Origin of the sequence: Bhargavaea massiliensis (genome assembly GCF_018390575.1) — a bacterium.
GTDB classification, from domain to species: domain Bacteria; phylum Bacillota; class Bacilli; order Bacillales_A; family Planococcaceae; genus Bhargavaea; species Bhargavaea massiliensis.
In genome coordinates this window covers 325,957-352,172 of the sequence record NZ_JAHBCJ010000002.1, presented here as the reverse complement: position 1 = coordinate 352,172, position 26,216 = coordinate 325,957, and the positions used below count along the sequence as shown (strand labels likewise).

Genomic DNA, 26,216 nt, shown 5'->3' with positions numbered 1-26,216 from the left:
CCATCAGGATGCTGTGGAGACTGTTTCCTTTTCTCCTCTGTTCTTTGTAATAAACTGGATCGCCAGCATGACGACAAACAGGGCAAACCCAAATACATCCGTCATCCCCTCAGGAATGATGAGCAGGGCACCGGCCGCAAGTGTGACGATCCGCTCAATCCAGTTCAATCTCTTGTACCAGTAGCCGACAAGGCCAGCGCTTAGGGCATACATTCCCGTCAATGCCGTAAGCGTGACCCAGGCAATCTCGAGCACGGATGCATCGATCATGAGCATCGCCGGATTGTAGACGAACATATAAGGGATGATAAACGCTGCAATGGCCAGCTTGGATGCATTGATCCCGGTACGTACCGGATCGCCTCCCGAGATGCCGGATGCCGCAAATGCCGCGAGTGCAACCGGCGGAGTGATGTCCGCAATGATGCCAAAGTAGAATACGAACAAGTGCGCCGACAGCGCCACGACAATCGGTACCGCGGCGCCGGACGGCTCATCGATCATCAGCAGGGCAATGACGGCCGGAGCCGCAATGGTCGAAGTGATGACATAGTTCGCAGTGGTCGGAGACCCCATACCCAGGACGATCGCTGCGAGCATGGTGAAGAATAGCGTCAGGAAGAGATGGCCGCCCGAAGCGGAAATCAAGCCGTTTGCCAGGCTGAGTCCGAGCCCTGTCTTGACGACAACACCCACAATAATACCAGCACAGGCTGTGGCTGCCGCGACTGCGAGTGCAGACCGCGCTCCGTCCACAAGTGCATGGATCATATCTTTGAAGTTGATACGGGTCTTTTTGTCAAACGCACTGACGACAATCGTCAGGACAATTCCCCAGAGTGCTGCCTGCATGGTCGGTATGCCGACTAGCAGGAAGACGATGATTCCGAGAATCGGGAGAAGCAAGTAAATCTTTTTAAACACTTCTTTCCGATTGGGCATCTGGTCGTCCGACAAGCCTTCGAGACCGACACGCTTGGCTTCGAAATGAGTCATGATCCAGATTCCCGCAAAGTACAGCAATGCAGGAATTGCAGCAGCCTTGGCGATTTCCCAATAGGTGATTCCGCCGATAAATTCGACCATCAGGAACGCAGCCGCCCCCATGATCGGCGGCATCAGCTGACCGCCGGTTGAAGCTGCCGCCTCGACTCCGCCTGCGAACTCCTTGCGATAGCCTAATTTCTTCATCATCGGAATCGTGTAGGAACCGGAGGTGACGACGTTTGCAACAGAACTTCCGGAAATGGTTCCCTGCAGGGCACTTGAGAATACCGCAACCTTAGCAGGACCCCCGGTCAGCTTCCCAGCAATCGACACAGCGAGGTCGTTGAAGTATTGGCCGACCCCTGTTTTGACCAGAAAAGCACCAAACAAGAGGAAGACGAAGATGAATGTGGCCGAGACACCGATTGGAGTGCCGAGAACCCCATCAGTAGTAAAGAACATCAGTTGTGACAAGGCGGTCAGATCCTGCCCGCGGTGAGCAAGGAAACCGGGCCAGTAAGGTCCTGTGAATGCATAAATGAGAAACGCCGAAGCGATGATCGTAATGGGCAGGCCCACCGCACGGCGGGCAGCCTCCAGCGTCAGCAGGACGGCAATGATGGCAACCGCCATATCCAGATCCGTCATTCGGCCGACCCGAAGTACGAGCTCTTTATACATTACTGGCCAATACAGTCCGACCCCGATGGAAAGCAAGGCAAGAAGAACGTCATAGAAAGGCACTTTATCTTTTTTGGCCATTTTCCTCCTGAATGGGAATAGCAGAAAAATCAGCGACAGCGCGAATCCGAGGTGGACGGAGCGCTGGATATAAGCCGTGTACTGCCCGAATATGGCTGTGTATAGCTGGAACAGCGAGAATGCGAGCAACCCGATGAAAACAATTTTTTTCAGAATCCCCTGCACATCACGCGTATTTGATTCGGGATCATATTTCTTCAGCAGCTCAAGTTGCTCTTCTTCCGATAACTGATCATGGAGGTTATCCTTCTTGATTTGATTGTCCGCCATTCATTTTCACTCCCTTCATTAATTCGAACAGCGACAGTTTACTTAACCCGAAACGATAGGACGATCCCCGCTCGAGCTGTTTCTTTAGGTTATAGACGCGACCGTCATACCGGAATTCCAAATCCGTATCGATATCCGCAACAAAGAGAACAAATGAGTCCAGGACACGGTTTTCGAATTCCAATGTGTATCGGCCGTCTTCAGCGGTGAAGGTCTCTCCTTCCTCCGCATGGCCCGGCATGCCGATTGCCAGATCCTCGTATTCCATCTTAAGAAGACGGATTTTGCCATCTTTGGTGACCTCATATGTTTCAATCACATCCGACAGGTGGATTGAGTGGGTATACCGGATGACGAACCGGTCACCGTCCGACTGCCGTATGTAGTGAATGGCCGGCGTTTCTGAGCGGGCCTCCGCGAAGACGAATGCATCAATCACCGGCATATACATGACAGCTGCCAGGACGGCTGCAATCACTGCAACGCCGATCGCTTTGCGCACTACGATCCCTCCCTGAAAGGCGCACATCGCCAAAAGAACAAAGTGAAGCGATGAAGCACGGCTTCATCGCTTCACTGCATGTCACGGCGAAATCAGTTGCCGTTTACTTCATCAAAGTATTTCTGCGCACCGGCGTGTACAGGAATACCGATGCCTTCAAGGCCTTTTTCGGCTTTGATGAGCTCACCTTTGGCATGTGTAATCTTGTCTGTGTTTTCGTAGATCGCTTTTGTGATGTCGTACACGACATCATCAGGGATGTCATTTTGGATGACGAGCATCGCGCCAACGGACACAGTCGGTACGTCTTCCGTTAGACCGTAGGTGCCGGACGGAATCGTATCTTTCGCATAGTACGGATATTTCTCGATCAGTTCATCCGCTTTGGCATCTTCCACCGGTACGATGTAGACCTGCGTCGTGGCGTTCAGGCCTTCAACGGCGCCTGTCGGTGTACCGGAAGTGATGAATGCCGCGTCGATCTGGCCGGACTGGAGGCTTTCTGTCGATTCACCGAAATCAAGGTTCTGCTCATCGATGTCATCCATCGTGAGACCATGGATTTCAAGAAGCTGCTCCGCGTTCGCATAAGTACCGGAACCCGGTGCGCCAACAGAAATTTTCTTGCCTTTCAGATCGTCATAAGACTTGATGCCGGATTTTTCTGTCGTGACAAGCTGGATTGTTTCCGGGTAAAGCGCGCCGAGCGCAGAAACATTGTCGATTGCCTGTCCGTCAAACATCAGCTCACCTTTGTTTGCATAGTAGGCGATATCCGTCTGGACAAATGCGATTTCAGCTGTGTCATCAGCAAGGGCTGTCATGTTGGCTGCAGAAGCCTGGGAGCTTTCCGCAGTTGTTTTGATGCCCGTCTCATCCGAGATAAACTCTGCGAACGAGCCGCCGAGCGGGTAGTAAGTGCCCTGCGTGCCGCCTGTCAGGATACTGAGGAATTTAATATCGCTGCTGCCTTGATCTCCTCCGCTTTCGCCGCTGTCGCCACTGTCGGCATTGTCGCCGCCCCCACAAGCCGCCAGCATAAAGAGCGAAATGATTCCGAGGATTGTCAAGAATCGGAATTTCTTTTTCATGGTTGGTCCTCCCCTTCTCTATTTAGTTAGTCATACTAGTTTTCATTCTACTGAGACTATTTTCGCATGTCAACGCTTTCTTGGAAACGCTTCAACGATTACTTCGCACCGTCCACATTGCTTTCCGGTGCCGTCTCTTCCGGAGGCAAGGCTTTGAACGTTTTCCCTTTTTCCTCAAGATCCCGGGTGCGGTGGGCAATTCGTGATGAGGCGCACGCTGCCACGCTCGCAACTAGATCGTCCAGGAACGTATGGACACCGATCCCTTTTTTCGTATCGAGGTGGTTAATGACCCCAATCTTGTTTTTGTCCAAGTGGCCAAATGTGGTCACCGCAATGCTGCCGTACGTATAAACCGCGCCGAGTGCGATTGTTTCATCAACGCCGAAGAGACCTTCGTCCGAATCGACGATCGACTGAAGGGGCTCGGACAACTGCTTTTTCTCTGCAAGTACATCCAGTTCGATGCCGACAAGCAGCGCATGCTGCACTTCCCTCTTTTCCAGAACGCTTTCCACGGATTCGATACAGTGGGCAAGCTTCAGGCCATCATTGTATGGTGCCTGCATCTCATAGACGATTTTGGCTATGGCCTCGATACTGACCCCGCGGCGTGTAAGTGCATCTTTTGCAGCTTTCGTAACGACGGAGGACGGGACTTTCCTGTTATGGTCAAACATGACAATCTCCCCTTTCTTTGTTGGACGCATGCACACATTATACCTGTAAATATTCAGTATGCTACAATTTAATCTATACGTTCCGTAAGGAGGACACGGCTTGAAAAAAGGACGCATCAACGAATTGACATTACAAAGCGAAGCTCTCGGAGAAGAGATGGAACTGCTTGTCTATCTTCCGGAGAACTACTCCGATCTTTACAAACACTCGGTGCTGATTGCATCGGACGGAAAAGACTATTTCCAATACGGCAGGATGACGAGGCTTCTGGAAAAGCTCTATGAAGAGGATGCAATCGAGCGGCTAATCGTCGTCGGCGTCCCCTACAAGAGTGTCAGCGAACGGAGAAGGATGTATCATCCGGATGGTGACCGGAACCGCGACTACATCCGATTTATCTCCCACGAGCTCGTGCCGTACATCGACTCGGAGTTCCCGACCTTCCAGATGGGTGCCGGCAGAGGCCTGATCGGCGACTCCCTTGCGGCAACGGTATCACTGATGACAGCCTGCAAATACCCGAACAGTTTCGGAAAAGTTGTCTGCCACTCTCCGTATGTGGACGATCAGGTCATGGAGGCTGTCGAATCAGTATCCGACCCTGCAGCCTTCGACATCTATCAGGTTATCGGAACCGGTGAAACGGAAGTCCCGACTACCACCGGTGAGATTGACGATTTTCTGAATCCCAACCGAAAATTAAGGAATTTAATCGAGAAAAAAGGGTTTTCGTCATTCTATGAAGAATTTGAGGGCAAGCACACCTGGAAGTACTGGCAGCGCGATCTCGAACGCGCCCTCAGGTTTGCTTTCGGAAAGTGAAGATTAACCAATCGGCGAACTTTCTGATATCCTTAAGGGAGAATATACAAAGGAGGTCTTCGCATGAAGTACGGAATTGTTGCATTCCCTTCCAAAGAATTGCAGGACAGGGCCAACACATACCGCAAGCGCTATGATGCACACTACGCCCTGATCCCGCCCCATATGACTATCTTGGGCCCTTTCACGCTTGAGGGGAAGGAAATGAAGGAGGCGGCCGACGAATTACTGGAGGTTGCATCCAAGCAAAAACCATTCGAGCTGAATGTGGTGAAAGCCAGCACGTTTGCTCCGATCACAAATGCAATTTATCTCAAGATCGAGCCGAATGATGATATCCTTGGTCTCCGCGAGGCCCTCAGCCTCGATTTCATCAAAAACACCGAAGATCATCAGTACGTCCCTCACATCACGATTGCCCAGAAGATGTCCGACGGAGAACATGACGACATCATCGGCCAAGTGAAGATGGATAACTTCCAGCACCGGGAAACGATTGATCGTGTCCATCTCCTTTACCAGCTCGAGGACGGTTCGTGGACTGTCTACGAAACCTTTACACTGTCGGGAGATGAGTGATCGATGGTCAGCCTGAAGCTCGCTTCGACTGAAACAGAGCGTGAGGATGCTTTCGCCGTCCGCAAGGCGGTGTTTGTCGAGGAACAGGGCGTTCCGATTCATATCGAGCTGGATGATTTGGATCAGGATGCCGTACATTTTATCGCCTACGACGGAGAGCATCCGATCGCTGCCGGCAGAATCCGGGACATCGGTGACGGTGTCGGTAAAGTCGAGCGGGTCTGCGTCCTCCCTGAATACCGGGGCCGGCACCTTGGCCAGCAGATGATGGTAATGCTGGAGGAGCATGCACGAAACGCCGGACTCGGCAAAATCCGGCTGAACGCACAAAATCATGCCGTCGCGTTCTACGAGAAGATCGGCTACGCCGTGACATCTCCGGAATTTATGGACGCCGGCATTCCCCATCGCGTAATGGAAAAAACGATCTAAAGTAAAAATCCTCGTCAGACACAATTGTCTGGCGAGGATTTTTTCTTACATCTCAGCCGTTTTTATCGATCATCCGCTGGATATCCCCTACATTCAGGGAATTGCCGTTTTTCAGGATGGATTCTGCAATCTGGTCTTCCAACTGTTTGGATACGTCTTTTTTCGCCAGTTTCCCGACTTTGCGGATAATTTTCCTGACTTGACGCTCATCCTGGAAATTGGCATGCTGGATTGCATTTGCCAGTGCAAACAGTTCATCCATCGAGACGCCGGTCTTATTCTCGATTTTCTTGAAAAGCGACTCGTTCATCCCGTCTCCTCCTTAGCAGTTATAGCTTTTGCCGACGATGATCAGCAGGATGAACAGGATGACGATCAGCACGAACATCGAACCGCCATAGGACTTTCCGCCGCCGTAGCCACCGCCACCGTAGCCGCCGCAGCCCCAGCCACCGCCAAAGCCGCCGCCGTGGCCGCCGCCGTAATTGTAACCGAACATTGCACTCCCCCCTTTCCTGTTCCTTGTAGAGTATGGCTGCAGATCGGTTGGTGGCAGGGCGCTTGCCCGGCTGTTTTTGAATACTAAAAAAGCCCATTGCCATCGGTTTGGCAACGGGACTGTGAATTTATGGACGGCCTTTGGAACGGAACAGTAGCGAAGCGATGAAACCAAACAGGATCGCGGCGCTGATCCCCGAACTTGTCACTTCGAACATGCCGGTGATGACGCCCACAAGGCCATGCTTTTCCGCTTCCTGGAGGGCGCCGTGCGTAAGGGAGTTTCCGAAAGACGTAATCGGGATCGTCGCGCCTGCTCCAGCAAAATCAATTAATGGCTCATAAAGCCCAAATCCGTCGAGTACCGCGCCCGAGACGACAAGCAGGCACAGCGTATGGCCGGGGGAAAGCTTTGCAACATCAAACAGCAATTGTCCGACCACGCAGATCAGCCCGCCTATGACAAACGCAATCAAAAAAGAAGCCGTCATCTGCTTCCCCCCTCTTCCATCACCAGTTCAATAGCATGACAGGTGCACGGGATGCTCTCCCCCTGCTGGAAGGAAAGCGGAGATAGGAGAGCCCCCGTCGCCATAAGGAGCACACGCCTGTATTCCCCTTGCATCATTCGATTATACACGTCAGAAAAATAGACAGCCGCGGAACAGCCCGCTCCGCTTGCACCAGCGAAGAAATCCGGATTCCCTCCATAGAATTCTTTTCCGGCATCCCTCCAGCGCTCCTCTTCGACTGCATATCCGGATTCCGAGGCCATTTTCCTGAACAGTTCCGTTCCGATCGCACCGAGGTCGCCGGTGATGATGACATCGAAGTCCTCAGGCTCCGCGCCTGCCGCCTCCAGATGCCTCCTGAACGTATCAAACGCCGCCGGCGCCATGGCTGCGCCCATATTCAGCGGGTCGGTCAGGCCATAGTCGACGACTCGGCCAATCGTAGCCTGACGGATTGACGGATAACCCGCCTCATGCGGGGTTACAGCAGCAATGCCGGCGGCCGTTACAGTCCATTGTGCATTCTGCGGCTTCTGGAATCCGTACTCGATCGGATATCTGAACTGCCGCTCAATGGCACTGTGATGGCTGGCTGCTCCTGCCAGTGTGAGTGATGAGGCACCTGATTCCGAAAGCAAAGCGGCATAGGCTAGAGCGGATGTTGAGGTTGCACAAGCCGAAAATAGCCCGATATAAGGCAAGCCTGTAGAGGCTGCCGCAAAATTGGAAGGGGTCATCTCATTTACAAGATCCCCGCATACGAGATAATCTGCATCGCTGACCGTCTTTTCTGCTTTGTTCAGGGCAAGGTCGCACGCATCCTCGATCAGTTGCCTGTGGGCCTGCTCGTTGGTTTTCTGGCCGCATAGATCGGAGTCGTACAGGCGGTCAAATTGCTGACTGAACGGACTGTTCTTCTTTTCAGCCGGACCTGCGACCACTGCAACCGCACGGATAGTCGGCCTGCTTTCAAACCGGATGACACCTCTTGCTACCATCCGACCACCCCGAACTTCACGAGGATCGTTTTAATGAGGGCAACCACAAATGCGGAAAAGACGCCAAACACGATGACCGATCCGGCCAGCTTGAACATGTTGCCGCCGACCCCGAGCACGTATCCCTCCGTGCGGTGTTCGATTGCTGCCGAAATCATTGCGTTCCCGAATCCGGTCACCGGCACGGCGGACCCGGCTCCGCCAAACTGTGCGATCCGCTTGTATTTTCCAAAACCGGTCAGCAGCATGGCGATGAAAATCATCGTGGCTACTGTCGGATTGCCTGCAGTGCGCTCCGTGAAGTCAAAGAAATACATATAGAAGTACATGATTCCCTGTCCGATGGCACAGATGATTCCGCCTGTCACGAATGCCTTCACCAGATTCACGGCCAAAGGAGGTTTGGGCGTGATCTGCTGTTCAAGCTGCGAGTATGCCTGGCGGTCCATCAGGTCTCTTCCTTTGAGAGAGATTTGATCGTTTCCACTTTTTTATGCAACTTTTCTTCCTCCTCGAGCTCGTCCAGCTTATCTGTTTCCCAAAAAATCTTCAGATCAGCCGACAAGGTGACAGTCTCTTCCGGGAACGCCTTTTCCATTTCTTTGGTGAGTTCTTCTTCAATCTTGGTCTTGGAGAACCGGCTAAGCGGTTTAACCTGTACGCCGACCAAAAGATCTTCCTCCACGAAAACCGCGACGGCCGAGACGATTCTGCCGTCCTCTTCTTTGAGCACTTTCTCGACCTTTTGGTTTTCCTCGGGCTCTCCGCCCGAAACGCGGATCTCTCCGGCACCGGAACCGCAGCCCGCAAGCAGCAGGCAGGTCCCCGCTATTGCAAACACCTGTTTCAAGGCGCCACCTCCCATTTAATACTCAGTATGTCCGCCACTGCTGATGCCTATGCAATCTGTGCGTTCGCCCGGTCACCTGTCTGGGTGGTGCATATGGTAGACAGAGACCAACAGGGAGGAGGTGTTCAGAAATGAGCTGTTGCGGAAAGAAAGATTTTGATTCCTCTTCCTTCGATCACTGCCTGTGCGACGTAGTCAAAGCCGTAAAGCACATCCAGGACGCCGGTACGGATGATTACTGCGATGACTGCCCGACCAGCTGTTTCACAAAGCCGCTCGGCGGTCTTGGCAACCCGACTGCGTTCAATACCCGGGTCATCAACCTGCTGACGAAAGACGGCACGCCGTTCAAGGTGTTTAAACCTGATTGCACAAAGTCCGGCACTTCAACCTATTCCTTCACTTGCTTCCGGGTTGAGAAAATCATTGGCGACTGCTGTGTCATGCTTCGCGCGGTCTTCAAGGATCCAAGCGCACCCCCTAATACAAACCCATGGAAAGCGACCGGGCTTTGCGTCACAGTCGATATCCGCTGCTTCTGCGGAATCATCTGTGTCGATGATGTATTTGTTGACTTGTGCCCGTACGACTGACCGCCGCCGCCTCGAGTGTCCCGCCGTCCGGAATCGTCCGGGCGGTGTTTTTGTATTCAAGGGAAATTAGACCAAGAAAAAAGCCGGCGGATGCAAAGTCCGCCAGCTTCAGGTTGTTCAGTTATTTATGTTCCATACGGGAACGGCTTGCCTTTCCACCAGATGGCATCCAGTTCATCGACGGATATTTCCATTTCGATTTTCTCTTCGCTGGTGCCCTTGACAGCGAATCTGCTTTCTTCAAGATTCAGGATTTCACCATTGACCACTGTACCGTCTTTTAAACGGAATTGGATCGGGCGGTACACCTCGCGCTGGAACGGGCGCGACAAGAAGCGCAGCTGGGTGAGGAGCTTGGCTGTTTCTTCGGGGCGCTTCGGGAGTTCATAGACTGACGTACTTTCATCTTCCCCGCCGTCATGAGCTTCCTCCTCTGCCGTCTCCCGGCTATAGACCGGCTCTGTGACAAAGTAAACAGGCGGTGCATCCACGAACAGCAATGGCCCTCCGTCTCGTTCTGCCATGGGCTCACATCCTTTTTCCCCATCGTATGCCGGGTGGTACCCAACTGTCACAACCGGGAAATGAACATCGTGGCAAGCCCCAGATAAATCACGATGCTGATGATATCGTTCAGTGTCGTGATAAACGGGCCGGATGCGACGGCCGGGTCGATTTTCAGACGGTGCATCAAAAGCGGAATAAAGGATCCGGCCAGCGTCGCCACAAAGATGGAACAGACGATCGCCACGCCGACCAGGAGCCCGAGAACAAGCTCATGCTTCCAAAAATAAATCAGCCCGACGACAAAGATGCCGCAGACCGTCCCCGAGATGAGGCCGGTCCCCGCTTCCCTAATCAGCAGCTTCACTCTGCTTTCTTTCTCGATGTCACCTGTCGCGATCCCCCTTACAGCGACAGCAAGCGCCTGTGTCCCGCTGTTTCCGGCCATTCCTGCGATCAGCGGGATGAAAACCGCAAGAAGTGCGACCTGGTCGAGGGTCTGTTCAAACCGGCCCATCAGATTAGCGGTCACCATTCCGAGAAAAGTCAGCATGATCAGCCAGGGCAAGCGCTTTTTGGCCGCCGCAATCGGATCCCTGTCGATGGTGTCCATATCCGACACACCCGCGAGTTTGGAGTAGTCGTCGGACGCCTCTTCTTCGAGGACGTCGATAATGTCATCGACCGTGATGATCCCGATAAGATGCTGCTGAAAATCAACTACCGGCATCGCGAGGAAGTCATAGTCCTTCATCGTACGGGCGACTTCCTCCTGGTCATCGCTGACCAATACACTGACAACCCGTTCATTCATAATATCCGAGACAATCGCATTTTCATCCGCGATGATCATATCCCTCAGCGACACGACGCCCGCCAGACGGTTCTCATCATCGGTGACGAAAATGTAATAGATGGTTTCCGCGTCAGGAGCCGCGTTCCTCAGGATGGTCATCGCGGAGCGGACCGTCGAATTTTTGGGGATCGTGACATATTCCGTCGTCATGATCGCGCCTGCCGTGTACTCCTCGTAATGCAGAAGGTCCTTGATCTCACCGGCGTCCTCGTCGTCCATCAGGGTCAGGTAAGTCAGGACCTTGGACTTATCCAGCTCATTCAGCACGTCAACCGCATTGTCTGCGTACATGCCGGCGAACATGTCCGCCGCATATCGGGTATCCATTTCGCTCAGGTATTCGTCAAATTCGTCGTCCGCAATCTCGGATACTTCGAAAATCTCCGCCAGTTCCTTTGGCGATAGAAATTCGTACATTTTCCGGCGAAGTTCGGGCCCGGCTTTTTCATAGTATTTTGCCTGGTCATACGGGTGGCCTGCGAGGAATTCCTCCCTGAATGCCTCGGGATCCCCTTCCTCCAATAATCGGGTGACCAGATCCTCGTCAATATAAGTCTCTTCCTGCTCATTCAGTGCTTCCGGCATGCCGGGCCCTCCTTTCGATCAATCCTTCCGCAAATCTATATGTGCCGTGTTGGAGAACGGCAGTATGGGGTAGACTCAAATAAAGTCGTTTTCTGAACATCAGTGCGGAATGAGGTGTTTTCATGTTGAAGTTAGATATATTCGGTGACCTTCACGGTTGCTACGAAGAATTTCTGGAGCTGTTTGAAAAACTCGGCTACCGCATGGCAAACGGACGCTGCATCCATCCGGAAGGCCGGTTGCCCGCCTTTGTCGGCGATGCGACGGACCGCGGCCCAAAGTCAGTTGAGATGCTGAAATTCCTATTTGAACTGCAAGATGCCGGCCAACTGATTTATTCCCCGGGAAATCATTGCAACAAACTTTACCGGTACATGCTCGGCAACAACGTCCAGCAAAAGCACGGTCTGGAAACTACAGTAGCAGAACTCGGAGCCCTCTCAGGAAAGGAGCGGGAGCATATCCGCAAGCGTTATATCCGCTTTTACGAATCGCTCCCGCTCTATCAGATGCTGGATGACGGAAAACTGATCATCGCCCATGCCGGGATCCGGGAGGACCTGATCGGCAGGAAAGAGGGCAGCCGGCTGCGAACTTTTGTCTTGTACGGGGACATTACCGGCGAAACCCTGCCAGACGGCCGCCCGCTAAGGCGAGACTGGGCAAAACACTACAAAGGCAGACCGTTTATTGTATATGGTCATACTCCCGTCGCGGAATGCCGCTTTACGAACAATACGGTCAATATTGATACCGGTTGCGTGTTCGGCGGAAAATTGAGCGCCCTCCGCTATCCTGAAAAAACGGTGGTGAGCGTTCCTTCCAGGCAACCGTTTCAGCCGGAGAAATTCAGCGAATTTACCTGTTAAAGTCGGCAGCTGCCGCCATGTCGTCCGGCACGCCGCTGACGATTTTAATAGGTATGCCGCTGAGCGGATGACTAAATGACAGCCCGGCACAATGGAGCGCCTGGCGTCCGATCCGTTCCGTGCTGCCACCGTATAACGTATCTCCTTCTATCGGATGACCGATATGGGCAAGGTGTACGCGAATCTGGTGGGTCCTGCCCGAATGGAGAATTACCGATAGCAGAGAAAATTCCCCGCCACGGGGCCCGGCTGTTTCCAACACCCGGACTTCTGTGGTGGCCCGCTGGCCGTCGGGACGCACCATCCGCTCGATGATGCTGTCTTCTTTTCGTCCGATCGGCTCATCGATAAAGAAATGGCAGTTGCTGAAACTGCCGCGCACAATCGCTTCATACCGCTTGTGAACGCCGCCCGCCTTCATCTTTTCTGACATGAGATGATGGATGTGGCGGTTTTTTGCGATGCAGACGATTCCAGAAGTCTCACGGTCTAGCCGTGTGACGATATGCACCGTCGCCGGTGTCCCTTCTGTCCTAAACCTTCCCGCAACATAGTTGGCAAGCGTGCCGGACGGCGCATCTCTTGAAGGGATGGTCGCCTGCCCGGCCGGCTTGTCCAGAATAAGCAATGACTCGTCCTCATAAAGCACCGAAAGATTGCCTTTCTCCGGGAAAAGCCCTTCTGACGGCTTTTCCGGCGGAAAAATGACAGTGACCACATCCCCGGCCCGAAGCGTATGCCGAACCGTCTTTTCCTTGCCATTAACCAATATTTCCCCGCCCCTATATTTGACGGCAGTCAGGGTTCTGCGCGAAATGCCGCTCTCCGCCAGGAAGTCCCGTAATCCGACACCGTCAGCCTTCGCAATGTAGGAAAGCCTGAATCGGTTATCAGCGGACATCGCTGTCAATGAAGGAGTCATGGACCCGCTTCCAGAACGGAAACGGCCGGAAGCGCGCAAAACGGACCCGTTCGTCCGCAACCCGGTAGCTGATCGTCTTGACATCTTTGTGGAGGAGGTGCAGATGGTCGACCGTCACCATAAAATCGGGCCCTTTCACCGGCTTCAGAACACAGGTGTGATGGGCCGGCAGGACGAGCGGCGAGCCGACTGTCCGGAACACCCGGTTGTTGATGGATGCCATTTCTGTCAACTGCATGGCGGGCAAGGCAGGATGGATGATCGCCCCGCCGAGCGATTTGTTGTAGGCTGTGCTGCCTGATGGCGTCGAGACGCAAAGCCCGTCACCCCGGAAACGTTCGAACGGCATTCCATTCAATTCAACGTCCATGACGAGTGTGACATCCGGTGATTTGACAGTCGACTCGTTCATCGCCAGATAAACAGCATCGTTCATATCATTGCGGTACTGTATGGCCACTTCCAAAAGCGGATACTCAATTACATCAAAGTCGTGCTTGGCAATTGAAATCACCAGCTTTTCGATTTCCGGCGGTTGCCAGTCGGCATAAAAGCCGAGATGACCGGTGTGCACACCGACAAATGCTGTGTCCGACAGCCGGTCGCGGTATCGGTGGAAGGCATGAAGAAGCGTCCCGTCTCCTCCGATCGTCAGGACGATTTCCGGTTCCTTTTCATCGTATACAAGGCCGAAGTCAGTCAAATACTGTTTGGCCCGTGCTGCCAGATCATTGGAAAGATCATCGCCCCGCGATTGAATCGAATACCTCATCGATCGCTGCCTCCTTTACCGGATTCCCCCAAATCGTCCCTCGCATATCCCTTGTAGGTGCTGAAATAACGTTGGGCTTCCTGGATTTCATCCCGGATTTTTGACATCTCTTCATCAAGCGAAAATGCCGCCTCTGCCGCGCTCTGGAGGCGCACTTTAATCTCCTCTGGGAAATCACCCTTATACTTGTAGTTCAGTGAATGCTCGATTGTCGCCCAGAAATTCATCGCGAGCGTCCGGATCTGGATTTCGACGAGAATTTTAATCTCGCCGTGAATAGTCTGAACCGGATATTCGACGATCATATGATAAGACCTGTAACCGCTCGGTTTGTTTTTCGAGATGTAGTCGCGCTCTTCTGTTACAGTCATGTCTTTGCGTTGTCTGATGCTTTCGACGACCACTCCGATATCATCGACAAACTGGCACATAATCCGCATGCCCGCAATGTCAGGAATCTCAGTGGCCAGCAACTTGGATGGTTCAAAAGGAATGCCTTTTTCCAATGCTTTGTCATAAATGCTAGCCAGCGGCTTGACCCGTCCCGTCACAAACTCGATCGGCGCGTGTTCAATCTCTGTAGCAAATTGTGCACGCATGCCTTTTAACTTAATCTTTAATTCATCGACCGCCTGTTTGTACGGTTCGAGAAAACGTTCCCATTGTCCCATTGATCAATCCCCCGTTCAATCAGCGCAATTCAGGCGCTCAGGATCTGGCTGAATGCCTTCTCGACCGCCGTCGAGAAAGCCTCGCCGTAATTGTCATTGCCTTCGATATTAAAGACCAGCATCTCCAGCTCATCTGCGAAGTTCACGAGCTCGAGCTGATGTTGCCCGGACAGGAGAACAGGAGTTTCACCGCTTTGCAGTGCTGTCGCCATCCCCGGCCAGATTTCTTCAGGAAAATGTACATGGACAAACCGCTCCCCGTCATCCAGCAAGTAAACGAACGTTCCGGAATCGGTATCCGTGATCATTCTTCCTGCAGGCTGCATTCCGGAGAGGTCAGTCCCTTCCCGGAGCGTAAATTCGGTTATATTGCCGGAAGCTCCGGCGCTCTGAACGATTGGCTGATTGGTCACGATGTCTTCGTCCTTTCTATGCATACAATTCATCTCACTTCAGTCTATCACAGCAGGCATTCTCACGCAGTTCCTATCTGGGCAAGAACTCCCGCAGGCCTGATGGAAATCGATTTATTTGTAGAACCGGAATCCGGTTGATAGAATGAGTCTACAATTACAGGCAATGGAGTTAGCAAAGGAGCATGCATCATGACCCGGAAACCCATCATTCCTTATGAAGAGATCGGCCCGGAGCTGCTGTCCGATCTCGTCGACACGTTCTACGGGAAAGTCGCCCGGCATCCGATGCTCTATCCCATTTTCCCAGATGATCTGACTGAAACCGCCCGAAAGCAGAAACAGTTTCTCACCCAGTTCCTGGGTGGACCCAATTTATATACCGAAGAACACGGACACCCGATGCTGCGGGCGCGGCACATGCCGTTCCCGATCACCTATGACCGCGCGCAGGCCTGGCTTGAGTGTATGGCTGAAGCGATGGACGAGGTTGGCATGGAAGGGAAGATCCGTGAAGACTTCTATAACCGGCTGATCCTGACCGCAAACCATATGGTTAACAGGACCGGGCCGGGTGAGGAGGGGTCCGTTTGAACTTCCTGCCGAATGCTTCGGAGATCCTGGACACGGAGAACTCGGCCAAACCGCTTGAACTGTATGTCTTCATCGATCCGACTGATGCGGACTGCTACGGGCTGGTCCCGGTTCTCCGCCGCCTTCAGGTGGAGTACGAACAGTACTTTACCTACCGCATCATTATGAAGACGTGCCTCTCACCACAGAAGAGCCTTGGCCAGGGGCCCCATGATACCCGCATCCCCCACCCTGCCCTGCCTGCCGTCGCCGTCAAGGCGGCCGAGTTTCAGGGCAAGCGGGCCGGATTCAAGTACCTGTCCAGGCTTCTTGACTACCGTTTTCTGAAAGAACGCGATGTCACGACACCGGAAGTCCTTCTTGAGATTGCTGATTTGATTGGTATCGATACAGCTGAGTTCGCACAGGACTTCCGCTCGGTCAATGCCGCAAAGTCTTTCCAATGTGATCTGTACATCTCGCGGGAGATGGAAGTCCACCAGGCTCCGAGCTTCGTCTTCTTTAATAACAACTTTGAGGACGAGGGTCTGATGGTGGACGGCATCCATGACTATGAAATCTATGTAAAGGTCCTGGAGGAGCTGCTCGGGGACCAGATGAAGAAGTCGGTCCCCCCGTCTCTCGACGAACTGTTCCGGCGTTTCGACTCTCTGACAACCGGTGAGATTGCCGCCATCTATAAGGTAAGCACGAGGACTGCTGAGCGGGAGCTGAAAAAACGCCTGCTCCAGCGCCGGATCGAATGTCTGCCTGTACGGGGTGCAACCCTTTGGCGCAGAAAAATGGACTTATAATGAATTCAGCCGGGATCCTGTTGGGTCCCGGTTTTATTGTCCGGTCCGTATGTTTCTAAAAAGACAAAAAGACACCCGCTCCGGGGGAGGAGCGGGTGCTTTTTCGTATTACACGAAGGGGATGGGGGAAATGTTCACGTTCAAACAAAAGGGGTGTTTGTTTTCGTGAAATATTTCACGCTCTTAACTTATCACGAAATAATTGATTGCGCAAGATTTCACATGAGAGTTCACAAGGTTGTCATATTGCGAGCGTTTTCAATTTAAATATCGTTATTGCAGCAAAAATGTTCTGAAAGCTCAGTAACGGAGCCCTCTGTTATTTAATTACGAAAGTCGTGTGTAGCATTATTATTGTTTGGGGTCCTTTCTTCTATAATTTTCCGAGTTTCCTCTGCGGGCTCTTGCTTACCAAAACTGCGCTTCGGTCACAGGAAGAGCTTTATCGTCTAATGCTCGCGCTTTTGGCCACAGACGCCGTTCTTCGCTTTGGCGTCTGCTGGTCCGCGGGTGCTGCCGACGCCAAAGTGAAGTTTGGTGTCGACGCTCAAAGGCGCAGGCGTTGAGCGGCATTAGCTGCGCTCCACTGACTGCGTCCTGCGGGGACTTCGGATCACGCTATTCCCCCGGGACGGAAAAGCATACCCGAATACGTTTCGCACGAAGGAAATGGCAGCATTTCGGGGAGTTTCAGGACCTCCGCTTCAATTCGATACGGGGATTCTCCGGAAAACAAAAAACTGCAGACAAAGGAGTAATCCACTCACTTTGTCTACAGTCTGTGTCCACCTTGGGTGGACTTCTGATTCTTTCGTTTTGCGTATAAATACTCCTGACAAAGAGGGAGGTCCTCATTTGTCTGCAGTCTCATTAATTCTATCGGGATGTCCGGTCAGCCGAGCAGTTTTTCGAGTTCGGCAAGTTTTTCACCGAATGCCCTGCAGGCTTCTTCAATTGGTTGGCTGGAGGTCATGTCTACCCCGGCCTGTTTCAGGACTTCGATCGGGTAATCCGAGGAGCCCGCTTTCAGGAAGCGGTTGATGTAGCGTTCAACAGCCGGCTCCCCTTCTTCCAGGATTTTGTTGCTGAGGGCGACCGCGGCGCTATAGCCGGTGGCGTACTGGTAGACATAATAATTGTAGTAGAAGTGCGGAATGCGTGCCCATTCCAAGCCGATTTCTTCATCTATGACAATGTCATCGCCAAAGTATTTCTTGTTGAGCTCATAATACACTTCCGTCAGTTTGTCGGCAGTCAGCGCAACTCCCTGCTGGTCAAGCTGATGGATGGCATGTTCGAATTCCGCAAACATCGTCTGGCGGAATACCGTGCCGCGGAAGCCTTCCAGCCAATAATTCAGCAGGTAGATTCTCTTTTGCTCATCATCCAGTGTTTTCAGGAGATGGTCGTTCAGAAGGGCTTCGTTGCAGGTCGAAGCGACCTCCGCGACAAAGATTGTGTAGTCGCCGTACACAAACGGCTGGTTCTTGCGCGTGTAGTAGCTGTGTACGCTGTGGCCGAATTCATGTGCAAGTGTGAACAGGTTGTTGACATTGTCCTGCCAGTTCATCAGGATATAAGGATTTGTCCCGTATGATCCGGAGGAATAGGCCCCTGACCGCTTGCCTTTGTTTTCGCGGACGTCTACCCAGCGGTTTTCCAAGCCTTCCTTCAGTATGTCCGCATAATCTTCCCCGAGCGGCGCCAGCCCTTCGAGCATCATCTGTTTGGCATTCTCATATGGCACTTTCATGTCGGTATCCTTGACTAGCGGCGTATAGAGGTCCCACATATGCAACTGGTCCAGGCCAAGCACTTTCTTCCTAAGCGAAACATACTTGTGCAGCAGATGGAGGTTGTCGTTGACCGTCGAAACGAGATTGTCATAGACAGCTTCCGGGATATGATTGTTCGAAAGCGCCGCTTCCCGTGCGGAAGCATAGTTACGGATGCGTGCATTGACATTGTTCGACTTGATTTCTCCGGACAGTGTGGAAGCAAAGGTGTTTCGGAACTTCCCGTAGGTGCCGTACATTGCGCGGAATGCGGCTTCGCGGACGGAAGGGTCGCTGCTCTCAAGGAATGTCGTATAGCGGCCATGTGTGAGCTTGACCTCATTCCCTTGTTCATCTTTGATCTCGGGGAACTCAAGGTCGGCATTGTTCAGCATGCCGAACGTCTCGGAGGAAGCGTTCGCGACCTCTGAGAACTGCGCAAGTAACGCCTCCTGCTCTGCAGGAAGAATGTGAGGGCGCTGGCGGTTCACTTCCTCAAGAGCATGCCGGTATACCCTCAGGCCTTCTTCTTCTTCAATGAAGCGGTTCAATTCCTTTTCGTCAATTGAAAGCAATTCAGGAACGAAATAAGACAGGCTCGTGGAGACCCTGACATACAGCGCCTTTGCCCGGCTGTCCATCGCCTGGTACGTGCTGTTTGCCGTGTCCTGGTCGTAGCGCATATGTGAATAGCTGTACAGACGCTGCAGCCGCTCGGAAATTTCGTCACGGTATTGAAGCGCCGCAAGCAGCTCCCTGGACCCATTGCCGAGTGTCCCGCGAAATGTATCCGCTTTCTCGGAAAGCACTTCAATTGCCTTGTATTCTTCATCCCATAGCTCATCGGATGCAAAGATATCTTCAAGCCGCCATGTTTCTTCAACCGCGACTTGGTCCCTTGTCAGCACATCGTTTTTTGGTTCGGTCGTCATTAGATTGCCCCTTCCTTCGATAGCCAAAATAAACTCATGAACATTTTCTCAATATTCACTATGGCTTGCAAGGAATTCCTTCCAAAGATAACTAAGGGAGCTTTCGGGCAGTTCATGGCAGTCAAGGATGTCCCGGAGCTCCCTGACGCCTGTTGCTTCAAGAAATTGCAAGTAGGCCGACACAGCCGCAGCCCCGTCCCCTCTTTGGGACGGTACGTACTTCAGGAACTCACTGATCAAATCGGAATTTGCGGATTTCCCACTTTCTGCACCGAAGGCAAAAAAGACGAACTGCCCCTGCCACTCCGTGTCGTGCTCTTTGAAAGCATCCGCACCGGAAGTCGGAACACCGATCAGGGGAGACAGCTGATCGGCATGGATCCGGTTCTCATAACAGGCCCGAAGCAATGGATCGCGAATCCCTTTTCGGTTGGACAGAACCCGCCGCTTCAGATAGGACTTGCGTCTTGATGAATACATTCTCATATAGGACATGAAGGTGCTCTCATCGAGGGGAGAGGGGACAGCAAACGGAAATCCTTGCAATGTATATGGGATGGCGACCATCTTGCCCAAAAATGTATTGCCGCTGATGTGTATCGGATGGACAAAGTAATAGAAATGCCTTGTTACCGGATCATAGGTCATCAGGAAGTTGCCGTTTTTTGCGTCACGGCGGATGAACAGTTGTAAGAACTCGGGGATGGACAGGGTCCTGATTGGCTGTCCCGTCGAACTCCAGCTTTCAGGTGCAGAAGGAATCCAGTGAGGAATGATTCCTGCCTCCTCATATCCCTTCGTCCGGCTGCGGACAATGGCCGGGGAGATCCGGCTGCATTGAAATTCGATGGCATGCGCCCTGCCGTCATATTCGACAAGCAGGTCGGGACGCTGGCCAATTGGCGTGAGCGCAGTCTCCATGCCGGTCCTGAGCCCGAGCCCCGTGAACATCTCATAAAGCTGCTGTTTGCCCGCCAGATGGGCAGGCGTCTCCCCTTCTGAAAACATCCGCCTGCAATCGCTTCTCGCGGCATGGGCAAAATGAGGAATCCTGACATCCCCAATTTTCAGCCACATTTTACTGCGGCATTGCGGACAGCGGAAGTGGTGTGTGTTTTTCATCTGGTGGAGCGATTCCCTCGTCATGTCCTGGGTAATGATAAATTGCACCTCGTTTTCCAAGATGGCCGCCAACATATTCTGACTATTCCCCCTTTCTTTTCGCCATTGTAAGCCCGCACAGCTGATCCGGCAACTTCGCCAAGACCCGCCTGAACTGTCATTTTCCAATCTTGGCATTTAAAATCCGCCCAAAATCAAATTTTGCCTTCTTTAAATGCCCCAAAATAAAAAGATGCGGTTCTTAGTCCGCATCCTCGCATTTCCTATTTGCAATTTTTCGCCGAAAGAAAAAGCTGCACGGTAGTCCGTACAGCCCGGGAATCAGAAGTGTTCAGCGATTATGCCGAAGACATCTTCGGCGATAATTGTCTTTCCGTATTCCTCAATCCGGTGAATCGTAACATTCGTCCGCTGCAGATATTCCGTCAGCACGCTGACTACGTCGTCGAGGTCCTCCTCATCGCCAGCCAGGCCGTCAAAGCCTACGTGGAGGTAGTAGCTGTCCTCAAACAAGTGGAGCGAAGTCCTCAGTGCCTCTTCTTTCAGAATCTGCGAAAGCGGAATCAGGTCATCAAACTCACCGACAAGGAAAGTTGCGTCCTCCCAGTCGTCCTCTTCCTGCCGGAAACCCGGGACGTACTGGTCGAGGTTCTGGAGGTCGGCGTAAGAGGATTCATCCTCCTGGAACATCCGTCTTCCCTCCTGGCCGAATGGCGGCTCCAGCTGTTTCCCATCACGGGTCACCTGGGCACGGGTCACTGTCACTTCGAGTCCCTTATCCATTGCGTGGACCTGGATCCAAAGCGGCCCTTCAATGGTGAAGTCGGCTTCCTCGTCGACTTCTTCCATCATCTCCCAGAACAACTCTTCACTGCGGTCTCGATTATACCAGATCTCGTCACGTGTAAAGCCGCGCTCTTCGATATCAATATACGAAATGAAAAACTTTACAGTATTTTCATTGATGCGTTCGATTTCCATGTTTACACCTCTCCCTTCCGACGGTATTCTCCGTAAACCGGGTGTGACAATGCATTCCGCCGATGGCAAGTGTCCTGCTGTCAGTATATGCCGTCACCGTCAAATCTGGAAAGGCGTGTCCAGTCGGAACGGCTGCTTGTAGTATTAGCATTGTATGGGACAGGATGCAGGAAAGCAAGAGAAAAAAACGAAAAAGACTGACAGGTCATGCGGAACATCCCTGTCAGTCATGTTTGTCCTCAGTTGACCATCCGTTGCGCTTCGAGGAGCTGATATGCCCTTACCTTGCGCGGAAGGAATCGCCTGATCTCATCCTCGTTATAACCGACCTGCAGTCGTTTGTCGTCCAGGATGATCGGCCTTCTGAGAAGGCCCGGGTGTTCCTGGATCAGTTCGTAAAGCTCATGGAGAGGCAGGCTCTCCAAATCGACGTCGAGCTTCTGGAAGATTTTCGAACGGGTCGAGATGATCTCGTCCGTCCCGTCCTCCGTCATGCGAAGAATCTGCTTGATTTCATCGATTGTCAGGGATTCGGAAAAAATATTCCGTTCCGTATATGGGATTTCATGTTCTTCCAGCCATGCTTTCGCTTTCCGGCAAGAAGTACAGCTGGGAGATGTAAATAGGGTCACGCTCATCCACAAACACGTCCTTTCAAGAGTAGGAAGTTGGAGTCTCGTTGAATTTATCTGATTAAAATCATTCTAATTATTAATGTGATGTCTTTATTATACACCATTTTTGACCTTAGCGATACACCGTTTTGAAAAAAGTTTTCAATTAGCCACAAACCTTCACTTCTTCGCTACATTTGTTGAAGGAATCGAGCAGATGTTTGCTTCAGAGCTGTTATACCCATTCCGGAATAGGCACAAACACAGATGAACAATTCATTCTCAATTAATCTTCACTGACTGAAAATAAGAGACTCAGCGGGACCTGCCTTTCCATCCTATTTATTAGTACGTCCCGGCAAGAAATAAGTTCCGCTTTATTTGTACTATTTCCCATTTGGATGGAGGTTAAACGAAAAATGGCACACACCGGAAAAAAATTGGTGTGTGCCCTTGAGGCTCATGGCGTGTAGTCCACGCCTTCCGAATAGTTGTTCGTCGCGTTCCAAAGGAGGAACTCATCAATCCCTGCATCATTGAGGGCTTTGATCTGCGCCTCCACTTCCGCCTTTCCGTATCGCTTATAATTCCCGCTGCCCAGATAGCTGGCAGTGAAGTCCTGCAGCCAAGGGCGTGATACCGGCGGATTTTCGAGTGCTGCCAACTTTTCGTTCTCGACCTTCGCATACTCGGCTACCAGACGATATGGTTCAAGGTCCGGCTTAGAAATGCCGAAATATGAAGTCCAGTGGCTCGGATAGATCATCGAAGAGATCACATCCACGTTTTCCGAGATTTTCGAGAAGTTCTGGCCGATGCCCGGGGCCTCAGGCAAGGTGGCTGAGTAACCGAAGATGTCTACGGAGACTTCCACATCGTACGGCTTAAGCTGCTCTCTCGCATAGGCGACAAAATCCGTGACAGCCTGGACCCGCCTCTGAATCGGGTCCAACTCCGAATTCTCGTAATCTCCGAAGCTGTATTGCAGGCTATCCGCCCTTGTCTCAAATCCTTCCGGGAAGCGAACGTAGTCAAACTGAATCTCTTTGAACCCCATCTTGGCCGCTTCGATTGCAATCTCCACATTGTAGTCCCAGACTTCCTTCATGAACGGGCTCACAAACGCTTCTTTCCTGCCATTTTTCCAGACCTTGCCCCCGCTTGTGTAGGAGAGATCGGGACGCTTTTCGGCTAGTGCGGTGTCTTTGAATACGACAACCCTGGCTATCGGATAGATCTGCTTTTCCTCAAGCTTTTCCAGCATGGCTCTCGGATCTTTTATGTATGGTTGGCCGATTCCCATCTCCCGGAGAGGGGAGTCATCTGCCGGTTCATAGGTCAGATATCCATGGTCCTCTTTGATGTCGATGACCATGGCGTTCAGGTCCGATTGATCGATGAGATTCACGAGCCGTCCGAACTTTTCCCCTCCGGCTGAATGCCCGGTTACATAAAGTCCTCTTACTGCATCGGGATATTCAAAATGAAGTCCGGAATCAAACCTGTACAGCTTTGACGAAGCCACCATGTCGGCATCGATTTTCCCATATTCATAGGAGAGCCCTTTGAAATCTTCTGCGGGGCTCTCCGCTGCCACTGACGGAGCGGCTGCCATTGAAACCGCAAGAGCCAGTGCGCCTACCCATTTTAGTTTCATGCAAAAAACTCCCTTTTCTCTTTATGTGTCTCTTATTCTATCAGCTCTGTTATCCGGAAGGAAGGAATTTCAAGAACATTCGTGACAGGTCAGTTGCATCTTCTCCGGACCGAATATATAATAGTGGAAAATCGATGATCAGCTTTGATGGAGAAGAGTAAGCGGGGCCCCGCCGCACAGAGAGCCTGTGGATGGTGAGAACAGGACGGCCACCCCGCCGAATGGACTCCTGAGCCGGACCGGCGAATGGTTGTAGCCGGTCCCGTGCGCCCGCGTTAAGGGTTAGAGCGGCCTTCGGGCAATGCGGGTGGTACCGCGGCTGATTGAACATCATCCGTCCCTTTTTATCGGGATGGCATGGTGATTTTTTTATTTCAGGAGGTTTTTACGGATGAAACGGATTTTTTCAGGTGTGCAGCCGACGGGAACCGTCACACTCGGCAACTACATCGGCGCATTCCGCCAGTTCACGGAACTTCAGCATGAGTATGACTGCGTCTTCAGCATTGTCGACCAGCATGCGATCACAATGCCTCAGGATCCCGATGACCTTAGTGAGGCGATCCGCCGGCTTGCGGCAACCTATATCGCGGCAGGCATCGACCCCGAAAAGGCCACGCTGTTCATCCAGTCAGAGGTCCCGGCACATGCCCAGGCAGGATGGATCATGCAGTGCATTTCCTATATCGGGGAACTCGAGCGCATGACTCAGTTCAAAGACAAGTCAGAAGGGCGGGAGGCGGTCTCCTCTGCCCTTCTCACCTACCCACCTCTGATGGCGGCGGATATCCTGCTCTATGACTCGGACATCGTGCCGGTCGGCGACGACCAGAAGCAGCACGTGGAACTGACGCGCGATCTGGCTGAGCGCTTCAACAAGCGTTACGGGGATACGCTCACTGTTCCGGATATCCGGCTGCCGCAGCACGGGGCCCGCATCAAGTCCCTGCAAGACCCGCTCAAGAAGATGAGCAAATCCGACACCAACAAAAAAGCACTCATCTCCCTTCTCGATGAGCCGAAACAGATCGAGAAAAAGATCAAGAGCGCTGTAACCGATTCAGACGGCAAAGTCGCCTATGACGCGGAGAACAAACCAGGTGTGAGCAATCTGCTCAATATCGAAGCTTCACTTACAGGCCATTCTGTAGAAGAGCTTGTCCATAAATATGAAGGCAGCGGCTACGGTGCATTCAAGACCGGTGTCGCCGAAGCCGTCATCGGCCACCTCACACCGATCCAGGAGCGCTACAATGAGCTGATCGGCTCCCGGGAACTGGACCGGATTCTTGACGAAGGTGCTGAAAAAGCCAATGCAATCGCTTCGGCTACTCTTTCCCGGATGGAATCCGCGATGGGGCTGGGCCGAAAACGCAGAAAATAAGGACGATCAGCGACAGCACCATCAGCTTGAAATCCGGAGTGGACAGTATATAGCGGAACACGGTTTCCCACGAATGCCCCAATGCCCGGTAATTCAGGAACAGCACGAGGTGTGACATCGTAATGACGCAGAGTCCGTACGATACGAGGAACAGGAAGATACGGTTCATCGGATGCGTCCTTTCCTTTAGGGTTTGTACACCATATGAAAAAGCGGATCCCTTCTTTCGGAGGGATCCGCTTTTTGTGTGCATTCGAATGAGAATTAGCGTTGCGATTTCGGGTTAAGGGCGTCTTTCAGGCCTTCCCCGATAAAGTTTATTGAAAGAATTGTAAACGTAACCGCCAATGCCGGTGGCATCCACATCCATGGCTTGCCTTGGAGGACATCCGGTTCATTCGCAAACGCAAGCATATTTCCCCAACTTGGAGTTTCTTCCGGAACCCCGAAGCCAAGGTAACTCAGACCGGTCTCCGCCACAATCAGGCTCGCAAAGAGTAATGTCGCCTGAACGATGATGGTAGACAGGACGTTCGGTAGCAGATGTTTAATGATTATCTTTGCGGGTGACGTTCCGATCGAGATGGCTGCAAGGACGTATTCATTTTCCTTCTCCGCGAGCACCTTCGACCGGACAATCCGCGCGACCCCACCCCAGCTGAGCAGCCCAATGACAAGAATCAGCACCCAAAGGCCATCAACGATACCGAAAAGGATTGTGTTCAGGACAATGACGAAGACAAGGAATGGAAAGTTCAGGACAAAATCGGTAAAGCGCATGAGCAGACTGTCAACCGCCCCACCGAAAAATCCTGCAACTGATCCAACAACCGTCCCGAGAATGACGACTATTGCGGTAGCACTTGCTCCGACTAACAGGGAGATTCTCCCTCCATAGAGGAGTCTGGTCATGACATCTCGGCCGCTTTTATCTGTTCCCAACAGATGCTCGCCGTTAGGCGGGATACTCATTTTGCTAATATTGACTTTTGTAATATCCGGAATTGGCGACAGGTACGGAGCCAGGAATGGTGCCAGCAAAGTGAGGATGATCACCAGGATCAGGAACACGGAGCTGGCCATCGCCATTTTGTTTCTCAAAAACTTCCTCCTGGCAATTGCCCAAGGAGATAAGCTTTTTTCAGGACGCTTGACCGCCCCTGTTGCTGCATTGGTTGTCATGATGTTGCTTCC

Annotated in this window: 31 protein-coding genes and 1 other annotated feature; of the genes, 8 read left to right on the top strand and 23 right to left on the bottom strand. The window is 52.3% G+C overall.

Annotated elements, in window-relative coordinates; all coding sequences use genetic code 11:
- Positions 1-3: 3 nt before the first annotated feature.
- The 4 genes from KHA84_RS04540 to KHA84_RS04525 all read right to left on the bottom strand — a co-directional run bounded on the left by KHA84_RS04540 (position 4) and on the right by KHA84_RS04525 (position 4,292).
- Positions 4-2,019 carry a TRAP transporter permease gene (locus KHA84_RS04540; protein ID WP_213422338.1) on the bottom strand — a complete coding sequence of 672 codons (2,016 nt, stop codon included), beginning with the start codon at positions 2,017-2,019 and terminating at the stop codon, positions 4-6.
- A complete protein-coding gene (locus tag KHA84_RS04535; RefSeq protein WP_336511083.1) occupies positions 1,991-2,521 on the bottom strand; it encodes a DUF1850 domain-containing protein in 531 nt (176 codons plus the stop codon). Before KHA84_RS04535 ends, KHA84_RS04540 begins: the two co-directional genes overlap by 29 nt.
- 92 nt (positions 2,522-2,613) lie before the next feature.
- Entirely contained in the window at positions 2,614-3,612 is a 999-nt protein-coding gene (locus KHA84_RS04530; RefSeq protein WP_213422337.1) for a TAXI family TRAP transporter solute-binding subunit, read from the bottom strand.
- A gap of 98 nt (positions 3,613-3,710) precedes the next feature.
- Positions 3,711-4,292 (bottom strand): phosphatidylglycerophosphatase A family protein, encoded by a 582-nt coding sequence (locus tag KHA84_RS04525; RefSeq protein ID WP_213422336.1) that lies wholly within the window; start codon positions 4,290-4,292, stop codon positions 3,711-3,713.
- 100 nt (positions 4,293-4,392) lie between these two features.
- Between KHA84_RS04525 and KHA84_RS04520 the strand changes: the two genes are divergently transcribed.
- The 3 genes from KHA84_RS04520 (at position 4,393) to KHA84_RS04510 (ending at position 6,126) form a co-directional block, all read left to right on the top strand.
- A complete protein-coding gene (locus KHA84_RS04520; protein WP_213422335.1) occupies positions 4,393-5,115 on the top strand; it encodes an alpha/beta hydrolase in 723 nt (240 codons plus the stop codon).
- A gap of 63 nt (positions 5,116-5,178) precedes the next feature.
- Positions 5,179-5,694 (top strand): 2'-5' RNA ligase family protein, encoded by a 516-nt coding sequence (locus KHA84_RS04515; protein WP_213422334.1) that lies wholly within the window; start codon positions 5,179-5,181, stop codon positions 5,692-5,694.
- A gap of 3 nt (positions 5,695-5,697) precedes the next feature.
- Positions 5,698-6,126 (top strand): GNAT family N-acetyltransferase, encoded by a 429-nt coding sequence (locus KHA84_RS04510; RefSeq protein ID WP_213422333.1) that lies wholly within the window; start codon positions 5,698-5,700, stop codon positions 6,124-6,126.
- Positions 6,127-6,178: 52 nt separating this feature from the next.
- Here the strand turns inward: KHA84_RS04510 and KHA84_RS04505 are convergent, their stop codons facing one another.
- The 6 genes from KHA84_RS04505 to KHA84_RS04480 form a co-directional block, all read right to left on the bottom strand.
- A complete protein-coding gene (locus tag KHA84_RS04505; RefSeq protein ID WP_092095985.1) occupies positions 6,179-6,436 on the bottom strand; it encodes a stage VI sporulation protein F in 258 nt (85 codons plus the stop codon).
- Positions 6,437-6,448: 12 nt separating this feature from the next.
- Positions 6,449-6,625 carry a sporulation protein YjcZ gene (gene yjcZ / locus KHA84_RS04500; protein WP_213422332.1) on the bottom strand — a complete coding sequence of 59 codons (177 nt, stop codon included), beginning with the start codon at positions 6,623-6,625 and terminating at the stop codon, positions 6,449-6,451.
- Positions 6,626-6,752: 127 nt separating this feature from the next.
- The gene (gene spoVAE / locus KHA84_RS04495; protein ID WP_213422331.1) at positions 6,753-7,115 is read right to left on the bottom strand and encodes a stage V sporulation protein AE; all 363 of its coding nucleotides are present in this window, start codon (positions 7,113-7,115) and stop codon (positions 6,753-6,755) included.
- Complete coding sequence (locus KHA84_RS04490) at positions 7,112-8,134, bottom strand: beta-ketoacyl-[acyl-carrier-protein] synthase family protein (protein WP_213422330.1); 1,023 nt, start codon at positions 8,132-8,134, stop codon at positions 7,112-7,114. Before KHA84_RS04490 ends, spoVAE begins: the two co-directional genes overlap by 4 nt.
- Positions 8,128-8,583 carry a stage V sporulation protein AC gene (gene spoVAC / locus KHA84_RS04485; protein WP_213422329.1) on the bottom strand — a complete coding sequence of 152 codons (456 nt, stop codon included), beginning with the start codon at positions 8,581-8,583 and terminating at the stop codon, positions 8,128-8,130. The genes KHA84_RS04490 and spoVAC overlap by 7 nt, the downstream gene beginning before the upstream one ends.
- Positions 8,583-8,984 carry a hypothetical protein gene (locus KHA84_RS04480; protein ID WP_213422328.1) on the bottom strand — a complete coding sequence of 134 codons (402 nt, stop codon included), beginning with the start codon at positions 8,982-8,984 and terminating at the stop codon, positions 8,583-8,585. The genes spoVAC and KHA84_RS04480 overlap by 1 nt, the downstream gene beginning before the upstream one ends.
- A 131-nt stretch (positions 8,985-9,115) precedes the next feature.
- Here KHA84_RS04480 and KHA84_RS04475 point away from each other — a divergent pair, with 131 nt between their 5' ends.
- Positions 9,116-9,577: a CotY/CotZ family spore coat protein gene (locus KHA84_RS04475; RefSeq protein WP_213422327.1), complete on the top strand. Its 462-nt coding sequence runs from the start codon at positions 9,116-9,118 to the stop codon at positions 9,575-9,577.
- 125 nt (positions 9,578-9,702) lie between these two features.
- Here KHA84_RS04475 and KHA84_RS04470 read toward each other — a convergent pair whose 3' ends face one another.
- Together KHA84_RS04470 and mgtE are read right to left on the bottom strand one after the other, a co-directional pair.
- Positions 9,703-10,101: a hypothetical protein gene (locus KHA84_RS04470; protein ID WP_213422326.1), complete on the bottom strand. Its 399-nt coding sequence runs from the start codon at positions 10,099-10,101 to the stop codon at positions 9,703-9,705.
- Positions 10,102-10,148: 47 nt separating this feature from the next.
- Positions 10,149-11,522, bottom strand: a complete 1,374-nt coding sequence (mgtE, locus tag KHA84_RS04465) for a magnesium transporter (RefSeq protein WP_213422325.1) — start codon at positions 11,520-11,522, stop codon at positions 10,149-10,151.
- 125 nt (positions 11,523-11,647) lie between these two features.
- Between mgtE and prpE the strand changes: the two genes are divergently transcribed.
- Positions 11,648-12,391 (top strand): bis(5'-nucleosyl)-tetraphosphatase PrpE, encoded by a 744-nt coding sequence (gene prpE, locus KHA84_RS04460; RefSeq protein WP_213422419.1) that lies wholly within the window; start codon positions 11,648-11,650, stop codon positions 12,389-12,391.
- Here the strand turns inward: prpE and KHA84_RS04455 are convergent.
- The 4 genes from KHA84_RS04455 to KHA84_RS04440 are packed head-to-tail and all read right to left on the bottom strand — an operon-like array spanning position 12,381 to position 15,169.
- A complete protein-coding gene (locus tag KHA84_RS04455) occupies positions 12,381-13,313 on the bottom strand; it encodes an RluA family pseudouridine synthase (protein ID WP_213422324.1) in 933 nt (310 codons plus the stop codon). The genes prpE and KHA84_RS04455 overlap by 11 nt on opposite strands.
- Complete coding sequence (locus KHA84_RS04450; RefSeq protein WP_213422323.1) at positions 13,282-14,085, bottom strand: NAD kinase; 804 nt, start codon at positions 14,083-14,085, stop codon at positions 13,282-13,284. Before KHA84_RS04450 ends, KHA84_RS04455 begins: the two co-directional genes overlap by 32 nt.
- The gene (gene yjbM / locus KHA84_RS04445) at positions 14,082-14,756 is read right to left on the bottom strand and encodes a GTP diphosphokinase (RefSeq protein WP_213422322.1); all 675 of its coding nucleotides are present in this window, start codon (positions 14,754-14,756) and stop codon (positions 14,082-14,084) included. Before yjbM ends, KHA84_RS04450 begins: the two co-directional genes overlap by 4 nt.
- A 29-nt stretch (positions 14,757-14,785) precedes the next feature.
- Entirely contained in the window at positions 14,786-15,169 is a 384-nt protein-coding gene (locus KHA84_RS04440; RefSeq protein WP_213422321.1) for a UPF0738 family protein, read from the bottom strand.
- A 192-nt stretch (positions 15,170-15,361) separates the two neighbouring features.
- Here KHA84_RS04440 and KHA84_RS04435 point away from each other — a divergent pair, with 192 nt between their 5' ends.
- Both KHA84_RS04435 and KHA84_RS04430 read left to right on the top strand, forming a co-directional pair.
- Entirely contained in the window at positions 15,362-15,763 is a 402-nt protein-coding gene (locus tag KHA84_RS04435) for a globin domain-containing protein (RefSeq protein WP_213422320.1), read from the top strand.
- Positions 15,760-16,557 (top strand): DsbA family protein, encoded by a 798-nt coding sequence (locus KHA84_RS04430; protein ID WP_213422319.1) that lies wholly within the window; start codon positions 15,760-15,762, stop codon positions 16,555-16,557. Before KHA84_RS04435 ends, KHA84_RS04430 begins: the two co-directional genes overlap by 4 nt.
- A gap of 892 nt (positions 16,558-17,449) precedes the next feature.
- On the opposite strand, the gene pepF is transcribed toward KHA84_RS04430, so the two are convergent.
- The 5 genes from pepF to KHA84_RS04405 all read right to left on the bottom strand — a co-directional run bounded on the left by pepF (position 17,450) and on the right by KHA84_RS04405 (position 23,638).
- On the bottom strand, positions 17,450-19,264 hold the full coding sequence (pepF, locus tag KHA84_RS04425; RefSeq protein WP_213422318.1) for an oligoendopeptidase F: 1,815 nt from the start codon (positions 19,262-19,264) through the stop codon (positions 17,450-17,452).
- Positions 19,265-19,312: 48 nt separating this feature from the next.
- On the bottom strand, positions 19,313-20,461 hold the full coding sequence (locus tag KHA84_RS04420; protein ID WP_213422317.1) for a competence protein CoiA: 1,149 nt from the start codon (positions 20,459-20,461) through the stop codon (positions 19,313-19,315).
- Positions 20,462-20,707: 246 nt separating this feature from the next.
- A complete protein-coding gene (gene mecA, locus KHA84_RS04415; protein WP_213422316.1) occupies positions 20,708-21,367 on the bottom strand; it encodes an adaptor protein MecA in 660 nt (219 codons plus the stop codon).
- 239 nt (positions 21,368-21,606) lie between these two features.
- Complete coding sequence (gene spxA, locus KHA84_RS04410; protein WP_008296836.1) at positions 21,607-22,005, bottom strand: transcriptional regulator SpxA; 399 nt, start codon at positions 22,003-22,005, stop codon at positions 21,607-21,609.
- A gap of 436 nt (positions 22,006-22,441) precedes the next feature.
- Positions 22,442-23,638: a putative glycoside hydrolase gene (locus KHA84_RS04405; RefSeq protein WP_213422315.1), complete on the bottom strand. Its 1,197-nt coding sequence runs from the start codon at positions 23,636-23,638 to the stop codon at positions 22,442-22,444.
- 135 nt (positions 23,639-23,773) lie between these two features.
- Positions 23,774-23,983 (top strand) — a binding site (T-box leader).
- Between the two features lie 46 nt (positions 23,984-24,029).
- Here KHA84_RS04405 and trpS point away from each other — a divergent pair.
- Positions 24,030-25,022, top strand: coding sequence for a tryptophan--tRNA ligase (gene trpS, locus KHA84_RS04400; RefSeq protein WP_213422314.1), 993 nt, complete (start codon positions 24,030-24,032; stop codon positions 25,020-25,022).
- Here the strand turns inward: trpS and KHA84_RS04395 are convergent.
- Entirely contained in the window at positions 24,967-25,191 is a 225-nt protein-coding gene (locus KHA84_RS04395) for a hypothetical protein (RefSeq protein ID WP_213422313.1), read from the bottom strand. The two genes, trpS and KHA84_RS04395, sit on opposite strands and share 56 nt — an antisense overlap.
- 95 nt (positions 25,192-25,286) lie before the next feature.
- Positions 25,287-26,204 carry an oligopeptide ABC transporter permease gene (opp4C, locus tag KHA84_RS04390; protein ID WP_213422312.1) on the bottom strand — a complete coding sequence of 306 codons (918 nt, stop codon included), beginning with the start codon at positions 26,202-26,204 and terminating at the stop codon, positions 25,287-25,289.
- Positions 26,205-26,216 lie beyond the last annotated feature (12 nt).

Bases quoted from the DNA above. Each gene is read 5' to 3' on its own strand.
- KHA84_RS04505 (WP_092095985.1), bottom strand. From the start codon at position 6,436: ATGAACGAGTCGCTTTTCAAGAAAATCGAGAATAAGACCGGCGTCTCG.
- yjcZ (WP_213422332.1), bottom strand. From the start codon at position 6,625: ATGTTCGGTTACAATTACGGCGGCGGCCACGGCGGCGGCTTTGGCGGT.
- trpS (WP_213422314.1), top strand. From the start codon at position 24,030: ATGAAACGGATTTTTTCAGGTGTGCAGCCGACGGGAACCGTCACACTC.
- KHA84_RS04435 (WP_213422320.1), top strand. From the start codon at position 15,362: ATGACCCGGAAACCCATCATTCCTTATGAAGAGATCGGCCCGGAGCTG.
- KHA84_RS04540 (WP_213422338.1), bottom strand. From the start codon at position 2,019: ATGGCGGACAATCAAATCAAGAAGGATAACCTCCATGATCAGTTATCG.
- spoVAE (WP_213422331.1), bottom strand. From the start codon at position 7,115: ATGACGGCTTCTTTTTTGATTGCGTTTGTCATAGGCGGGCTGATCTGC.
- spxA (WP_008296836.1), bottom strand. From the start codon at position 22,005: ATGAGCGTGACCCTATTTACATCTCCCAGCTGTACTTCTTGCCGGAAA.
- opp4C (WP_213422312.1), bottom strand. From the start codon at position 26,204: ATGACAACCAATGCAGCAACAGGGGCGGTCAAGCGTCCTGAAAAAAGC.
- pepF (WP_213422318.1), bottom strand. From the start codon at position 19,264: ATGACGACCGAACCAAAAAACGATGTGCTGACAAGGGACCAAGTCGCG.
- KHA84_RS04395 (WP_213422313.1), bottom strand. From the start codon at position 25,191: ATGAACCGTATCTTCCTGTTCCTCGTATCGTACGGACTCTGCGTCATT.
- KHA84_RS04490 (WP_213422330.1), bottom strand. From the start codon at position 8,134: ATGGTAGCAAGAGGTGTCATCCGGTTTGAAAGCAGGCCGACTATCCGT.
- KHA84_RS04530 (WP_213422337.1), bottom strand. From the start codon at position 3,612: ATGAAAAAGAAATTCCGATTCTTGACAATCCTCGGAATCATTTCGCTC.
- KHA84_RS04525 (WP_213422336.1), bottom strand. From the start codon at position 4,292: ATGTTTGACCATAACAGGAAAGTCCCGTCCTCCGTCGTTACGAAAGCT.
- KHA84_RS04450 (WP_213422323.1), bottom strand. From the start codon at position 14,085: ATGAGGTATTCGATTCAATCGCGGGGCGATGATCTTTCCAATGATCTG.
- yjbM (WP_213422322.1), bottom strand. From the start codon at position 14,756: ATGGGACAATGGGAACGTTTTCTCGAACCGTACAAACAGGCGGTCGAT.
- mgtE (WP_213422325.1), bottom strand. From the start codon at position 11,522: ATGCCGGAAGCACTGAATGAGCAGGAAGAGACTTATATTGACGAGGAT.
- KHA84_RS04510 (WP_213422333.1), top strand. From the start codon at position 5,698: ATGGTCAGCCTGAAGCTCGCTTCGACTGAAACAGAGCGTGAGGATGCT.
- KHA84_RS04470 (WP_213422326.1), bottom strand. From the start codon at position 10,101: ATGGCAGAACGAGACGGAGGGCCATTGCTGTTCGTGGATGCACCGCCT.
- KHA84_RS04515 (WP_213422334.1), top strand. From the start codon at position 5,179: ATGAAGTACGGAATTGTTGCATTCCCTTCCAAAGAATTGCAGGACAGG.
- KHA84_RS04420 (WP_213422317.1), bottom strand. From the start codon at position 20,461: ATGTTGGCGGCCATCTTGGAAAACGAGGTGCAATTTATCATTACCCAG.
- KHA84_RS04405 (WP_213422315.1), bottom strand. From the start codon at position 23,638: ATGAAACTAAAATGGGTAGGCGCACTGGCTCTTGCGGTTTCAATGGCA.
- KHA84_RS04475 (WP_213422327.1), top strand. From the start codon at position 9,116: ATGAGCTGTTGCGGAAAGAAAGATTTTGATTCCTCTTCCTTCGATCAC.
- mecA (WP_213422316.1), bottom strand. From the start codon at position 21,367: ATGGAAATCGAACGCATCAATGAAAATACTGTAAAGTTTTTCATTTCG.
- spoVAC (WP_213422329.1), bottom strand. From the start codon at position 8,583: ATGGACCGCCAGGCATACTCGCAGCTTGAACAGCAGATCACGCCCAAA.
- KHA84_RS04455 (WP_213422324.1), bottom strand. From the start codon at position 13,313: ATGACTCCTTCATTGACAGCGATGTCCGCTGATAACCGATTCAGGCTT.